Origin of the sequence: Nonomuraea sp. NPDC049158 (genome assembly GCF_040648335.1) — a bacterium.
Taxonomy (GTDB): Bacteria; Actinomycetota; Actinomycetes; order Streptosporangiales; family Streptosporangiaceae; genus Nonomuraea.
Genome location: NZ_JBEZDM010000004.1, coordinates 345,138 through 359,330, shown reverse-complemented (window position 1 = coordinate 359,330; position 14,193 = coordinate 345,138). Strand labels below are relative to the sequence as shown.

The 14,193-nt window shown below is 69.4% G+C and carries 13 protein-coding genes; 2 read left to right on the top strand and 11 right to left on the bottom strand.

Going from position 1 to position 14,193, the window contains the following annotated elements; translation table 11 throughout:
- Positions 1 to 57: 57 nt before the first annotated feature.
- The 6 genes from folE to dacB all read right to left on the bottom strand — a co-directional run bounded on the left by folE (position 58) and on the right by dacB (position 6,937).
- Positions 58 to 636 (bottom strand): GTP cyclohydrolase I FolE, encoded by a 579-nt coding sequence (gene folE, locus AB0B61_RS12010; protein WP_225293315.1) that lies wholly within the window; start codon positions 634 to 636, stop codon positions 58 to 60.
- On the bottom strand, positions 633 to 2,630 hold the full coding sequence (gene ftsH / locus AB0B61_RS12005) for an ATP-dependent zinc metalloprotease FtsH (protein WP_358431126.1): 1,998 nt from the start codon (positions 2,628 to 2,630) through the stop codon (positions 633 to 635). Before ftsH ends, folE begins: the two co-directional genes overlap by 4 nt.
- Positions 2,631 to 2,855: 225 nt before the next feature.
- Positions 2,856 to 3,407 carry a hypoxanthine phosphoribosyltransferase gene (gene hpt, locus AB0B61_RS12000; RefSeq protein WP_225293318.1) on the bottom strand — a complete coding sequence of 184 codons (552 nt, stop codon included), beginning with the start codon at positions 3,405 to 3,407 and terminating at the stop codon, positions 2,856 to 2,858.
- A gap of 10 nt (positions 3,408 to 3,417) precedes the next feature.
- Entirely contained in the window at positions 3,418 to 4,410 is a 993-nt protein-coding gene (gene tilS / locus AB0B61_RS11995; protein ID WP_358431124.1) for a tRNA lysidine(34) synthetase TilS, read from the bottom strand.
- A gap of 6 nt (positions 4,411 to 4,416) precedes the next feature.
- The gene (locus tag AB0B61_RS11990; protein ID WP_358431122.1) at positions 4,417 to 5,493 is read right to left on the bottom strand and encodes a zinc-dependent metalloprotease; all 1,077 of its coding nucleotides are present in this window, start codon (positions 5,491 to 5,493) and stop codon (positions 4,417 to 4,419) included.
- A gap of 46 nt (positions 5,494 to 5,539) precedes the next feature.
- Positions 5,540 to 6,937, bottom strand: coding sequence for a D-alanyl-D-alanine carboxypeptidase/D-alanyl-D-alanine-endopeptidase (gene dacB / locus AB0B61_RS11985; protein ID WP_358431119.1), 1,398 nt, complete (start codon positions 6,935 to 6,937; stop codon positions 5,540 to 5,542).
- A gap of 96 nt (positions 6,938 to 7,033) precedes the next feature.
- Here dacB and AB0B61_RS11980 point away from each other — a divergent pair, with 96 nt between their 5' ends.
- Complete coding sequence (locus AB0B61_RS11980; RefSeq protein WP_357653916.1) at positions 7,034 to 7,522, top strand: inorganic diphosphatase; 489 nt, start codon at positions 7,034 to 7,036, stop codon at positions 7,520 to 7,522.
- On the opposite strand, the gene AB0B61_RS11975 is transcribed toward AB0B61_RS11980, so the two are convergent.
- From AB0B61_RS11975 to AB0B61_RS11955, 5 genes are all read right to left on the bottom strand, one after another.
- Complete coding sequence (locus tag AB0B61_RS11975) at positions 7,516 to 8,637, bottom strand: NlpC/P60 family protein (protein WP_358431118.1); 1,122 nt, start codon at positions 8,635 to 8,637, stop codon at positions 7,516 to 7,518. The genes AB0B61_RS11980 and AB0B61_RS11975 overlap by 7 nt on opposite strands.
- 57 nt (positions 8,638 to 8,694) lie before the next feature.
- Positions 8,695 to 9,363, bottom strand: coding sequence for a hypothetical protein (locus AB0B61_RS11970; RefSeq protein ID WP_358431115.1), 669 nt, complete (start codon positions 9,361 to 9,363; stop codon positions 8,695 to 8,697).
- A gap of 9 nt (positions 9,364 to 9,372) precedes the next feature.
- The gene (locus AB0B61_RS11965; protein WP_358431113.1) at positions 9,373 to 10,821 is read right to left on the bottom strand and encodes a hypothetical protein; all 1,449 of its coding nucleotides are present in this window, start codon (positions 10,819 to 10,821) and stop codon (positions 9,373 to 9,375) included.
- 157 nt (positions 10,822 to 10,978) lie between these two features.
- Positions 10,979 to 11,779 carry a hypothetical protein gene (locus AB0B61_RS11960; RefSeq protein WP_358431111.1) on the bottom strand — a complete coding sequence of 267 codons (801 nt, stop codon included), beginning with the start codon at positions 11,777 to 11,779 and terminating at the stop codon, positions 10,979 to 10,981.
- Positions 11,780 to 11,864: 85 nt separating this feature from the next.
- On the bottom strand, positions 11,865 to 13,475 hold the full coding sequence (locus AB0B61_RS11955; RefSeq protein WP_358431109.1) for an ATP-binding cassette domain-containing protein: 1,611 nt from the start codon (positions 13,473 to 13,475) through the stop codon (positions 11,865 to 11,867).
- 147 nt (positions 13,476 to 13,622) lie between these two features.
- On the opposite strand from AB0B61_RS11955, the gene AB0B61_RS11950 reads away from it, so the two are divergent.
- Positions 13,623 to 14,099, top strand: a complete 477-nt coding sequence (locus AB0B61_RS11950; RefSeq protein WP_358431107.1) for a nucleotidyltransferase domain-containing protein — start codon at positions 13,623 to 13,625, stop codon at positions 14,097 to 14,099.
- Positions 14,100 to 14,193: the final 94 nt, after the last annotated feature.

Genomic DNA, 14,193 nt, shown 5'->3' with positions numbered 1-14,193 from the left:
CTCGCCGACTGGTGCTTATCGGTGCAGGATCAGCGCCATCGGCACACTGGCTGGTGCTTATCGGTGCAAGATCAGCGCCATCGCCTCGGCGCGGGTCTTGTCGCTCGTACGGAAATCTCCGCGCACCGCGGAGGTCACCGTCTTCGCGCCCGGCTTGCGTACGCCGCGCATGGTCATGCAGAGGTGCTCGCACTCCACCACCACGATCACCCCGCGCGGCTCCAGCACGCGCATCAGCGCGTCGGCGATCTGCGAGGTCATCCGCTCCTGCACCTGCGGGCGGCGGGCGAAGACGTCCACCAGGCGGGCCAGCTTGGACAGCCCGGTCACCTGGCCGCGCTCGTTGGGGATGTAGCCCACGTGGGCCACCCCGTGGAAGGGCACCAGGTGGTGCTCGCAGGTGGAGTAGACCTCGATGTCCCTGACGAGCACCATCTCGTCGTGGTCGACGTCGAAGACCTTGTTGAGCACGTCCTCCGGCGTCTGTCCGAGGCCGGAGAACTGCTCGGCGTAGGCCCGGGCCACCCGCGAGGGTGTGTCGAGCAGGCCGTCACGGTCGGGATCCTCGCCGATGGCGTAGAGGATCTCGCGGACGGCCTTCTCGATCCGGCCCAGGTCTACGTCTTGCGAACTCACGCACTGTCTCCAGAGGGCAGCGCGTCCTGGTGGCTGGCGGCGGCGAGCGAGCCGTTGGCCGACTGCTCCTTCGGGGTCAGGATCGGCGGGCGGTCCGAGGGGAGCCGCTTGCCGTAGCCCGCGTAGGACGGGCGGTGCTCCTTGACCACGACCGAGGCGAAGACCTCCAGCACCTGGTCGCGGGAGAGCGTCTCCTTCTCCATGAGCTGCAGCACCAGGTTGTCGAGCACGTCGCGGTATTCGACCAGGATGTCCCACGCCTGGTCGTGCGCCGTCTCGATCATCCGGCGGACCTCCTCGTCGATCGTCGAAGCGATCTTCTCGGAGCAGTCGCGCTCGTGACCCATCTCGCGGCCCAGGAAGACCTCGGCCTGGCCGGAGCCGAACTTACGGGCGCCGAGCTGCTCGCTCATGCCGTATTCGGTCACCATGCGGCGGGCGACCGCCGTGGCCTTCTCGATGTCGTTGGAGGCGCCGGTGGTGGGCTCGTGGAAGACGAGCTCCTCCGCCGCACGACCGCCGATCAGCATCGCGAGCTGGTCCATCATCTCGGACCTGGTGGCCAGGAACTTGTCCTCCATCGGCAGCGTCATGGTGTAACCCAGGGCGCGGCCACGGGACAGGATCGTGATCTTGTGGACCGGGTCGGAGTTGGGCAGCGCGTGCGCCACCAGCGCGTGACCGCCCTCGTGGTAGGCGATCATCTTCTTTTCCTTGTCGGACATGACCCGCGACTTGCGCTCGGGTCCTGCCATGACACGGTCGATCGACTCCTCGAGGATGTCCATCGAGATCAGCTTCTTGTCGGCGCGCGCGGTGAGCAGCGCCGCCTCGTTGATCACGTTGGCCAGGTCGGCGCCGGTGAAGCCGGGCGTGCGACGGGCGATGACGTCGAGGTCGACCGCCGGCTCGAACGGCTTGCCGCGACCGTGGACCCTGAGGATGCCCTTGCGGCCCTCCAGGTCGGGACGGTCGACGGTGACCTGCCGGTCGAATCGGCCCGGACGCAGCAGCGCCGGGTCGAGGATGTCGGGCCGGTTGGTCGCGGCGATGAGGATCACGCCGCCCTTGACGTCGAAGCCGTCCATCTCGACGAGCAGCTGGTTGAGCGTCTGCTCGCGCTCGTCGTGGCCGCCGCCCAGGCCCGCGCCGCGGTGCCGGCCGACGGCGTCGATCTCGTCGATGAAGATGATCGCCGGTGCGTTGGCCTTGGCCTGCTCGAACAGGTCGCGGACTCGCGAGGCGCCGACGCCGACGAACATCTCGACGAAGTCGGAACCGGAGATCGAGTAGAACGGCACGCCGGCCTCACCCGCGACCGCGCGGGCGAGCAGCGTCTTGCCGGTGCCGGGCGGGCCGTACAGCAGCACGCCCTTGGGAATCTTCGCCCCGATCGCCTGGAACTTGGCCGGGGCCTGAAGGAACTCCTTGATCTCCTGGAGCTCCTCGATGGCCTCGTCGGCGCCCGCGACGTCGGAGAAGGTGGTCTTGGGGGTGTCCTTGGTGATCAGCTTCGCCTTGGACTTGCCGAAGCTCATGACCCGGGAGCCGCCGCCCTGCATCTGGTTCATGATGAACAGGAAGATGAGGACGATGAAGACGATCGGCAGGAAGCTCACCAGGATGCTGACCAGGAAGTTCTCCTGGGGCACCTCGGTGGTGAAGCTCTTGGTCGTCTTGGCCTGAACCTGCGCCTGCAGCTCTTCGGTCAGCTTCGGCCCGTAGCCGGCGACCCAGTCAGACTGGATCATGTTGGTCGGCGTGTCACCCGGCCTGACCGTGATCGGCTTGATCAGCGTCAGCTCGATGCGCTGATCCTTGTCGACAATCTTTGCGTTGCTTACATTGCCGGTGCGAATCTGCTGGAGGACTGTGGACGTGTCGGCCTGCTTGAAGTTGCCGCCGCCGCTCCAGAGCTGGGTGACGAGCAGGAGCAGCACGACGATGCCCAGGATCCACAGCAGTGGCCCACGTGTAAATCGCTTGAGATCCATCCGATGCGGAACCCCTTGCGGGCCCGTCCCTTCCTGACCATGGCCTGGAACCCCGGGAATTCCCGGGGCCGCGGCATCCGACGCCGCGACTTCTGACTACCCGAAGGGGACGCTTGGTCACCCTCCCGGAGTCAGAAGGTACACCGGGTAAGCGAGCGGAGGGACCGCCCGCTACACCGGTCTTGCCCTACCAACGTACGTCAGGTGGCGCGGTGTTCCCGGCGGCTACTTGTAAACATGGGGAGCCAAGGTGCCGATGAAGGGGAGATTGCGGTAACGCTCCGCGTAGTCGAGCCCGTAACCGATGACGAACTCGTTGGGGATGTCGAAGCCGACGTACTTGACGTCGATCGGCACCTTGACCGCGTCGGGCTTGCGCAGTGCGGCGCAGATCTCCAGCGAGGCCGGGTTGCGCGACTTGAGGTTCTCCAGCAGCCAGTGGAGGGTCAGCCCCGAGTCGATGATGTCCTCGACGATCAGCACGTGGCGGCCCATGATGTCGGTGTCGAGGTCCTTCAGCACCCGCACGACACCGGACGATTTGGTGCCCGCCCCATAGGACGACACGGCCATCCAGTCCATCTGGACGGGCACGTGCAAGGCCCTGGCCAGGTCGGCCATCACCATGACCGCGCCCTTCAACACGCCCACGAGCAGGAGCTCCGTGCCCGCGTAGTCGGCGTCGATCCGCCCGGCAAGCTCTTTCACCTTGGCCTGGAGCTCGTCCTGGGGAATCAGGACTTTCTCGAGGTCCTTGCCCATATCGGCAGCGTCCACCTGTGGTTCCTTACGGGATGGGACTGATGGCGAGTATCAGGGTGTCATACCGCCGCACAGCGGCCAGACCCCCGGGTAGATCCACGGCCTTCTGCCCGCGCCAGGCCGTGATGAGCCGGTCGACGGCACGCACGTGGGTCGCGGAGAGGGCTCCGGACGGCGTTCCCGCCGCGATGGCCGCCCGGCGCAGGACCCGCCGCCTGACGGCGCCTGGGAGGCGTTCCAGCTCGGGTACGGACAGCGTCACCGAACCGGTGATATCGCTTAGAGCGCAATTCTGATAAGCCGTGTCGGCCCATTCGTCAAGGGCGTCGGCGTCGTCCCGGGCGAGATCGGCGGTCCTGGCGAGCGCCTCGGCCACGCCGGGCCCCAACTCCGACTCCAGCACCGGGAGCACCCTGGTCCGTACCCGGACACGGGTGTAGCGGGGGTCCTCGTTGTGCGGATCGTCCCAAGGGCTGAGGCCGAGCGCCGCGCACGCGGCGACGGTGGTGGCACGGGAGAGGGACAGCAGCGGCCTGCGGTAGCGGCCGGTCACCGGAGCCATGCCGGACAGCGATCTGGGCCCGCTCCCCCTGGCCAGGCCGAGCAGCACGGTCTCGGCCTGGTCGTCCCTGGTGTGTCCGAGCAGCACGGTCGCGGCCTGGAGCCGGTCGGCCGCCTCGGCGAGCGCGGCGTAGCGGGCGTCTCTGGCCGCCGCCTCCGGGCCGCCGGACGTACCGACATCCACGGTGAGGATCTCGGCCTGGTCGAGGCCCAGGGCCGGGGCCAGCGCGGCCACCGTCTCGGCGCGGGCGGCGGAGCCCTCCTGGAGCTGGTGGTCCACCGTCAAGAGTCCGGCCTTCAGGCCCGCGCGCGGCGCGACGAAGCCGAGCGCGGCGGCGAGCGCGAGGGAGTCGGCTCCCCCGCTGCACGCCGCCAGCACGAGCGCGCCGTCACCGACGTCGGCCAGCGCCTCCCGGACGGCCCTTCGGACGTCCGCGACGGCCGGGTGCGGGCCCATGACGAGTCAGGCGGGCAGGGCGTTGCTGCCGATGACGCGGCGTACCCAGGCGCTGGGGTCGGTGATCTCGGGTGTCGTCGGCAGGGTCTCGGGCGAGGTCCAGACGCGGTTGAAGCCGTCCATGCCGGCCTGGTCCACGACCGCGCGGACGAAGGCCGAGCCCTCGGCGTACTGCTTCATCTTGACCTCGATGCCCAGCAGCCGCCGGACCGTGCGGTCGAGACGCGAGCCGCCCTCGCGGCGATGGGCGAACTTGGCGCGGATGTCGGCCACCGTGGGCACCACCGAGGGGCCGACGGCGTCCATGACGTAGTCGCCGTGCCCTTCGACCAGCGTCATCACGGCCGTGAGCCGGTCGAGGATCTCCTTCTGGCCGGGCGACTGGATGGCGTCGATGAGGTTGCCCTCGCCGCCGCGCACCACGTCGGCCACCGTGTCGGCGGCGGTGCGCAGCCGCTCCAGCAGCGTGCCCAGGTCGAGGTCGGAGGCCAGCAGGAACTCGGTCATCTGCGAGCGGATGTATTCGCGCAGCCACGGCACCCCGGTGAACTGCACGCGGTGCGTCTCCTCGTGCAGGCACACCCAGAGGCGGAAGTCGTGCGGGTCGACGTTCATCTCGCGCTCGGCGTGCACGATGTTGGGCGCGACGAGTGTCAGACGCCCCGCCGGCTCGCGGCCCGTCGGGTCCGGCGGCAGGAACAGCTCATATTGGCCGAGCACCCGCGAGGCGAGGAAGGCGAGCACCGCGCCCACCTCGACGCCGGTGATGCGGGAGCCCACGGCCGTGACGATCGCCGGCGGCGGGTTGGCTCCGGCGGCGACCCGCTCGGTGAGCGGTTCGAGCACCACGCGGAAGCCCTCGACGTTGGCCTTGATCCAGCCGGGACGGTCGACGATGGTCGCCGCCTGCGGCGCGGTCTCCGTGTGAATCTTGGTGAACTCGCGTACGTGCCCCTCGGCCTCACGTGACAGCGCGCGGAGCTCGGTGACGGCCTGCCTGGCCTCCTCCCGGCTCACCTGAGGACCGGGGCGCACCAGGCGCGTGCCGGTCGTGACGGCCAGATCCCAGTCGATCACCTGCATACCGTCCACCGTACGTGGTTCTTGTCTGACCCGCGAAGAAGCATCCTCATGACCTCGCGACGATTGCGGCGAGTCGGTCCAGTACTGGTTCGGCGGTGGATGGGACGCGGTCGGCCAGGAAGGCGAAGGTGACCAGGCGCCCTTCCTTGGTGGTGGCCATGCCGGCCAGGGTGTTGACGTTGTTGAGGGTGCCGGTCTTGGCGCGTACGAGGCCGACCTGGCCCTTGCTGTCGCCGCTGATGAAGCGCTTGCCGTTGCCCAGGGTGCCGGAGAACCCGGCGATCGGCATGCCGGAGGCGATCGGGTGCAGGTCGGGGTGGGCCGCGGCGGAGGCGACCGCGATGACCCGGGCCATCGCGTCGGCGCTGATGCGGTTGCGCGCGGACAGGCCGCTGCCGTCGAAGACCTGTACGCCCTTGGCCGCGCCGATCCGCTGCAGCACCCCGACCACGGCCTTGCTCACACCCTCGAAGGACGCCGGTTGCCCTTCCTTGATGGCGACGTGCCTGGCCAGCGCCTCGGCCAGGTCGTTGTCGCTGAGCGTCAGCGTGTGCTCGACCAGCGCGTAGAGCGGTGCCGAGTCGACCCGGCCGAGCTCGGCGGCCCCCGCGGGCGCCTTGCCCGGTCGTATGGACTTGGCGACGCCCACGCCGTACTTGGTCAGGAGCCGGGCGAACGCGGCGGCGGCGTACTGCGGCGGGTTGGACACGCGCGGCTGCCTCGCGGCGGGGTCGCGCCGCCCCTCGTCGATCGCCAGCGCGTAGACCGGCGCCACCTCGCCGTCGGGCACGTAGCCCGGCTTCCATCCGGGCGCCAGCACAGAACCGGTGAACAGGGAGGCGTCGTAGGAGAGCGTGACCTTGGTGATGCCCTTGGCCTTGAGCGCGGCGGCGGTGCGTGAGGCGAGCGTGGCGAGCGACGCCTGCTTGGGATAGTCCAGGGACTTGGCCGACGGCCCGGCGAGCGTCGGATCTCCGCCGCCCACCAGCACGATCGAGTTGGCCGACTGGCCCTGCGTCACTCGGGTGGACAGACGGGTGTCGGGGCCGAGCGCGGCCAGCGCGGCCGTGCAGGTGACCAACTTTGTGGTGGAGGCGGGAGTGATGCCGATGTCGGGATTGGCGGCGAATACCTGCTCGCCGGTGGCGGCGTCGATGACCACCGCGCCCACCCGATCGCCCAGCGCTTCGTCACCCAGGGCGCGGGTGAGCTGCCGGGTCAAAGTACGCTTAGTAGTGAGAGGTCCGTCTCCGGCCCTCACCTGGAGTTGGGCCAGCACCGGCCCCGCGGTGACCACGGAGACGGGGGGAGACCCTTGAGGAGACGGTGTCGGCTCGGTCGGTGACGATCCCCTCGTCAGCGCGCCCAGGCTGAAGTCGTTGGTCATCGCATAGAGGCCGATGACGATGGTCAGCACCTGGAGCATGGCGAGAGTGGTCAGCATTACCCACCGCTCGTGCCGTGCCACGTCGCCTGACCTCTCTCCTGGTGTTCGCCTACGAGACATTAACGCCCACTCGGCGTGAGCGGAGGAACCGCGGTGGAGTTCGACGTTGTCGTTGAGATTCCCAAGGGACAACGGAACAAGTATGAAGTGGACCATGAAACCGGTCGCATCAGGCTTGACCGGCTGCTGTTCACCTCTACGCAGTACCCCGCCGACTACGGCTTCATCGAGCACACCCTCGGCGAGGACGGCGACCCGCTCGACGCGCTGGTGCTGCTCCAGGAGCCGACCTTCCCCGGCTGTTACATCAGCTGCCGCGCGGTGGGGATGTTCCGGATGACGGACGAGAAGGGCGGCGACGACAAGGTCCTGTGCGTCCCGGCCACCGACCCGCGGATGGAGCACATTCGCGACATTCATCACGTGCCGGAGTTCGACCGGCTGGAGATCCAGCACTTCTTCGAGGTCTACAAGGACCTGGAGCCCGGCAAGTCCGTCGAGGGCGCCAACTGGGTGGGCCGGATGGAGGCCGAGGTCGAGATCAAGCGCTCCTTCCAGCGCGCCAAGGACGAAGGTCACTGAGGACGGGTAGCACCCACCAGGTCCCCTCGCCACATGGAGGCGACCCGCACCACGTCGCCGGTCTGTGGCGCGTGCACCATCAGCCCGTTGCCCACGTACATGCCGACGTGGTGGATCGTGCTCGGGTCGCTGGTGACGTAGCCGAAGAACAGCAGGTCGCCGCGGCGCAACTGGTCGAGCGGCACGTGTGGGCCCGAGGTCCACTGCGTGCCGGTCCAGTGGTCCATGCCGACGCCCGCCTGTTCCCAGGCCCGCATGGTCAGGCCCGAGCAGTCGAAGCTGTCCGGGCCGTCGGCCGCCCACACGTACGGCTTGCCGAGCTGGGTCAGCGCCCAGTTGGCCGCGACGTCGCCCATGAGCGACCCGGATCCGAGCTGTCCTTGGCTGAGGCGCGCCTGCGCCAGCGCCGCCTCCCGCCGCCTGGCCAGCAGGTGCGCGTGGGTGCGCGCGGCGTCGACCCGCCGCTGCCACGCGACGCGCTCGGCCTCCAGCCCTCTGGTCTCACGCTTCTGCGCGGCGACGGCCGCCTCCGCGGCGATCTTCGCCTGTCTGGCGCGCTCGGACACGGCCTCGTGCTCGGCGTACGCGTCGGCCGCCGCGCTCCGCAGAATGGCGGCGACCTCCTGGGCGTCGCGCATCCGGTGGAGCACCGCGCCCTGCTCGCCACCGAGCTGCTCCAGGACGCTCGCCCGGTGCAGGAAGCCGTCGGTGTCGCCGGTGTCGATCAACATGCCGAGCATCGGCGTGATCATCTCGAGCCCGCTGTAGCCCTGCGCCGCCAGCAGCGCGACGGGCGCGCGGGCCTTGTCCACCTCGGCGTCGGCCAGCGTCAGCCGGGCCTGCGCCTGGTCGCGGGCCCGCCTGGCGCGTTCGAGGTGGACCAGCTCCCCGTTGTACGCCTCCACCAGCCGCTCCGCCCCGGCCGCCAGGCCGTCGAGCCGTGACTGGGCCTCGGCGAGGCGCGCGCTCGCGGTGCCCAGTTGCCGCGTGCGATCCCGTACGGCGTGCCGGGCCTGCACCACCTTCCGGCGGGACGGCCCGGGAGCCGCGTCGGCCGGCGGGCACAGGGTGACGACCAGGCAGACGGCCATGAGTCCGGCTCTGATGGCGTGCATAGTGCACACAGTTCCCGCCCGTCACTCTGTGTAATCCTGGCCACTTTCGTAACATCGTCAACGCAGGCGGAACAGGCGCTCTATCCACGGCCGGACGCCCGGCGGGACCGGGCTGGTGCCACGGGGATAGGTGAAGACCGGGGTCTGCGTCCCGTAGGCGGCGTGCAGTTCGGCCGCCCGGCACCAGTCGGCGCCCGCCCGAGCCGCGGCCCAGGCCGCCGCGATGGCCGGACGGGACTCCGGATGGCGGTCGAAGGTCTGGTAGAGGGTCATCGTGGCGGCGGCGGCCACCGACCCGTCGCCGGGGTAGGCGGTGCCCGCCAGGTAGGGGGCGGCGACCCGGCCGCCGTGGCAGGTGCCGAGCGCCCAGGTCCAGTTGGCGAGCACGAGGCCGAGCACGGGCTCCGGCACCGCGGCGGCGGCCGCGTACAGGCGCTCCTGGCGTTGACCGGTCAGGCGGCGCGAGGACCAGAGCCAGCCGAGTTCGGCGGGCGGGCCGCCGGGCGGCTCGCTCCCGGAGAGCCAGGACAGGACGGCCAGGCCGCGGGCGGTGCGCAGGCGGCACAGTTCGAGGACGTCCCGGAGCATGCGGGGGCCCTGGTCGAGCCAGGTGGGCCAGGCGACGTGATGACTCCTGGCCATCAGCTCGGCCCGCTCCTCGCTGACCGGCAGGGGACAGACCCGGCAGCCCAGTTGAGGGTCCTCGCGCAGCTGGTACGCCTCCATGCAGTGGCCTCAGCCGGCCGGGACGGTGGCGGGCGGCGTCGCGGTCGGCGTCGGCACCGGCGTCTGGCCGGGTGTCTGGGCCGGCGTCTGAGCCGGTGTGACGATCGGCGGGACGACCGGTGTCTGGGTCGGTGTCACGGCGGGCGTCGGGATGTCGGCGGGGTGGGGCGTGCGGGGGTGCTTGTGCGGGTGCTTGCCGGGCTGTTTGTCCGGCTCCCTGCCCGGGTGCGCGTCCGGCTCTTGCGCGGGCTCGGCGGACTGGTGGTCGGGGGTGGGGGTGACCTGGTCGGACTGGGGCTTGGGCGTCTCGGGGGCGTTGGACGGGGCGGGGCTCGTGGCGGAGCCGACGGTGAGCACGGTGGCCGTTGACGGCGTCGTCGGGGGCAGGGCGCCCAGGGGCACGGTGGCCGTGCTGTCCAGGATGGGCTCGACGCTGATCCGCGGGTCCTGGGGATCGGGCTGCCAGGGCAGCCTGATGCCGGGCGGCTCGCCCGGTGCGGGGAAGGCGGCGGAGGCGATGCCCGGCACCCCGCCCTCGACCCGGTCGAACTGCTGGAAGATCATCACTATCGCCACCACGGTCGCGACCGCCGCCATCGCGCCAGCCAGCGCCTGAGGCCACCTTCGAGGGTTCTTCCGCGAGGCAACGGGAAACCCGGCGGCGTCCAGCGCCCCCGAGCGCCGGGCCACGTAGCGGCGGTAGGGCTGGAGTTCGGGGTCGGCGAAGCAGCTCATCACCCTGACCGCGAGCGACTCCGGCAGCGGGATCCGGGGCAGCAGCTCGAAGACCTTGGCCGCCGACACCTGACGCGTGCGGTGGGGCGAGCAGGTCAGACACCCCGAGAGGTGCCCGACCAGCCGCGCGCGCGTCTCGGACGTCAGCCTGCCGGAGAAGCCGGTCAGGATGCCGGCCCGTGCCGGGCAGTCGTAGGGGCTCTTCCTGGCCAGGAGCTCGGCCGTGATCGCGTCGCGCAGTCGTTCGCGCGCCTCCTCCTGGGACGCCTCTACGTGGCGCGCCGCGACCCCCAGCACCGCCGCGAGCTCCGGGGTGGGCAGTTCGTGCCTGGCCGACAGCTCCAGCACCTCGCGGTCGTCGTGGGACAGGCTCTGGATCGCGTTCCAGGCCACCACGCGCAGGTCGGCGTCGGCCGGATTGTCCGGGGGCGGGGCCTGGGCCAGTGCCTCGTCGGCGTTCGGCGGTTCGGCCATCCGCCGTCGCAGGCATTCGGCGCGGGCCAGGGCGTACAGCCATGGGCGCAGGCGGCCGGGATCGGCCAGGGAGCCGGCGTGGGCCTCCGCCGCGATCATCGTGTCGCGGAGCGCCACCTGGGCGCCGTCGGAGCTGAGGAGAAGGGACCAGCAGTATCTGTGGATGCCCTCGGCGTAGGCGTCGTAGAGCGCGGCGAGGGCACCCGGGTCACGGGCGCGGAGTGACTCGACCAGAGCGTGGTCATTCATATGACAGAAGGTAATGGATTAGTAACTAGTAGTTCCACTGCTTCTGTGGGAATGAAGAGCTCGCCGCTGGAGAAACTTGTTGCGCTTGGCCTGGTTCGCAGCGAATGGCCGCTCCGCCCGATTTATCGGCTTATTTGATTGATATTTGATGAGCAATTCACTGCTGGTGCTCGGTCATGGCCTGACTGCCGCGGTCTATCGCGAACGGCTCGGTGGTCGGCTTGATCGTGTGCAGCGGCACCGCACCGCCCAGCGCCAGGTCCTCGAAGGGCCGGCCGGTCGAACCCCAGGTCCGGGCGGTCACATCGGTCTTGGCCACCACGCTGCCCGCGGGCAGGCCGCTCACGGTCAGGATGAAACGCGGTGGGCTGCCCGCCTTCACGTCGTCGACGAACGTACTGCCGCCGCCGAGCAGTTTGCCCGCCTTGTCGCGCAGCAACACGTTCACCACCAGACTGCTGGCGGGAAGCTGATAGGGATTGTCGACATAGCCGGTGATGAGATAAGAACGATCCTTTTGCCGGAGCGTCTGGACCCGCGAAACGGGAAATTCCTTGAACGCCGACGCGATGCGGGCGGCGGGCCGCCACTGGGCCGGGCGATAGTCGATGGTCACCTTGGCCGGCTTCTGGGGCGCGTTGACCTGGCCGGTGAAGGCCAGCGAGCCGCCCGGCGGCACGGCGTCGAGCGACTGGTCCATCCGGACCACCTCGGTGCCGGCGGCGTCACGCCCGACGACCGTCGCCACCACGTGCTCGCCGAAGTGCCACGGGTTGGCGTTGGTGAGGATTCCTGCCCAGTTCACGGCGTAGCCGTCGGACGACTTGACGACGTTCGACACCTGCTCCTTGAGGACGAGGGGCTTGAGCTGCTGTTGGGACGGTGCCTCGCTGGAGCACCCGGCTAGGCAGATCGCCCCGAGTGCGAGGAGGCTGACGGTTCGGCTACGCGGGATCACTTTGCCGTGATAGCTGGTCTATGGGCACGGCAGGGGCGGGACACGCGCCTGCCGTACCAACTCTTTATGGAGCTCTTTAACGCCTTCAGCGAGGGCGGACGACCCTGGCCTCATCCCAGACCGGTTCGGAAGACTCGTAAACGGTCCCATCCGCGCCGAACACCACGAAGCGATCGAAATCCGCCGCGAACCAGCGGTCGTGCGTGACCGCCACCACCGTGCCCGCGAACGCGTCCAGCCCCGCTTGGAGCGCTTCGGCGCTGGCCAGGTCGAGGTTGTCGGTCGGCTCGTCGAGCAGCAGCAGCGTCGCCCCGGACAGCTCCAGCAGCAGGATCTGCAGCCGCGCCTGCTGACCGCCCGAGAGCGTGTCGAACCGCTGCTCCGCGATCTGCCCGGCCAGCTCGTAGCGGGCCAGGGCCTTCATGGCCTCGTTCTTCAGCCTGGCGTGCTCGGCCATGACGATCTCCACCGGCGAGCGGCCCAGCAGGTCGGGCCGGGCGTGCGTCTGGGCGAAGTGGCCGGGGACCACGCGGGCGCCGAGCCTGGCGACGCCGGAGTGGCCGATCTGCTCGCCCGCGAGCAGCCGCAGGAAATGGGACTTGCCCGAGCCGTTGGAGCCGAGCACCGCGATGCGCTCGGCGTACCAGACCTCCAGGTCGAACGGCCGCATCAGGCCGGTCAGCTCCAGCCCCTCGCAGATGACCGCGCGCTTGCCGGTGCGGCCGCCTTTGAGGCGCATGCTGATGTTCTGGTCGCTGGGCGTCTCTTCGGGCGGGCCCGCCTCCTCGAACCTGCGCAGCCGCGTCTGCGCCGCGTGGTAGGGAGCGGCCATGCCGTCGTTGTACCTGGCCTTGTTCTTCAACATGTTGACCAGGGCCTTGAGCTTGGCGTGCTCCTCGTCCCAGCGCCTGCGCAGCTCGTCGAGGCGCTCGTTGCGGGCCTTGCGGGCCTCCGCGTACGTGGCGAACCCACCACCATGGATCCAGATATTTCCGGACTCGACGGTGACGATCCGGTCGGCCGCGTTGGCCAGCAACTGCCGATCGTGGCTGACCAGCAGGACCGTCTTGGGGGTCTCCCTGAGCGCCTGCTCCAGCCATTCCTTGCCCGGCACGTCGAGGTAGTTGTCGGGCTCGTCGAGCAGCAGCGTCTGGTCCGGCCCGCGGAGCAGCGCCTCGAGCACGAGCCGCTTCTGCTCGCCGCCCGACAACGTCGACACATCCCGATATTTCACGTTGTCGTACGGCACGCCGAGCGCGGCCACCGTACACGTGTCCCAGAGCACCTCGATGTCGTAGCCACCGGCGTCGGTGTAGTCGGTGATGGCCTGCGCGTAGCGCATCTGCGCCTTCTCGTCGTCGCGCTCCATCATCACGAGCTCGGCCCGCTCCAGCCGCTCGGCCGCCTGCCGCACGGCCGGCGGAGCGACGCTGAGCAGCAGGTCGTGCACCGTACTCCCGTCACGCACGCTGCCGATGAACTGCCGCATCACGCCCAGCCCACCGGAACTGGCCACACTCCCCGCCACCGGCTGCAGATCCCCGGCCACGAGCCGCATTAACGTGGTCTTGCCCGCCCCGTTGGGCCCGACCAGCGCGGCCTTGACGCCTTCGCCGATCCGGAAGGACACGTCATTGAGCAACGGCCGCCCGTCGGGCAGTACGTATGTCAGATGTCCTACTTCGACGTGCGCCACGGTGATTCCCTTCGCAATTCCCCCGCGCAGGGTACCTACCGAGAGCTCCGAACAGCACCTCCTTTTACTCCCCCGGCCCGGCGGCGCTTCGCGCGGGACGTCCAGGTTCTTCGGCGGTGACGTTATGAGATGGGATAATCACATAGAGTGATGAATTGCTATAGATGCATAGTACTATGCATCTATGAGGCCAATCCCGCCCTTGCTATTGCCTCGGAAAGGCGGCATGGCAACCTTCGCCTCATCCGCGCCGACACGGACACGATCATCGCGAAACCCCTCACCGATCTGCTGATCGTGACCTTCGGTCCGGCCGCCGTACTGCCCCCACTGCTCCGGCCCATCTCCGGTATCGACGAGGCGTACATCTACGGCTCCTGGGCCGCTCGACACGCGAACCAGCCGGGACCACCGCCCCAAGACGTCGATGTCCTCATCGTGGGGTCAGCGGATGAGGACGAGCTCTATGACGCGGCACGGACAGCCGAGCGGATCCTCGGTCGTGAAGTGAACATCACCCGGCTCTCATCGGCGTCATGGATCAGCAACACGCCCGACCCGTTCATGGCATCCCTGCGGGGCAGGCCCCTTCATCCCCTGATCCAGGAAGAGGACCGCCCATGAGATGGATGCAAGGCCGCGACCAGATCGACATGATGCTGTCCTCAGGGCAGTTGGAAGCCCATGCCGACATCGGCGTGGATCGGGAGTCAGGCCG

Excerpts from the sequence above, each read along its gene's own strand:
- AB0B61_RS11990 (WP_358431122.1), bottom strand. The coding sequence starts at position 5,493 with ATGCAGGTGATCGACTGGGATCTGGCCGTCACGACCGGCACGCGCCTG.
- AB0B61_RS11975 (WP_358431118.1), bottom strand. The coding sequence starts at position 8,637 with ATGCACGCCATCAGAGCCGGACTCATGGCCGTCTGCCTGGTCGTCACC.
- tilS (WP_358431124.1), bottom strand. The coding sequence starts at position 4,410 with ATGGGCCCGCACCCGGCCGTCGCGGACGTCCGAAGGGCCGTCCGGGAG.
- ftsH (WP_358431126.1), bottom strand. The coding sequence starts at position 2,630 with ATGGATCTCAAGCGATTTACACGTGGGCCACTGCTGTGGATCCTGGGC.
- dacB (WP_358431119.1), bottom strand. The coding sequence starts at position 6,937 with ATGCTGACCACTCTCGCCATGCTCCAGGTGCTGACCATCGTCATCGGC.
- AB0B61_RS11970 (WP_358431115.1), bottom strand. The coding sequence starts at position 9,363 with ATGGAGGCGTACCAGCTGCGCGAGGACCCTCAACTGGGCTGCCGGGTC.
- AB0B61_RS11965 (WP_358431113.1), bottom strand. The coding sequence starts at position 10,821 with ATGAATGACCACGCTCTGGTCGAGTCACTCCGCGCCCGTGACCCGGGT.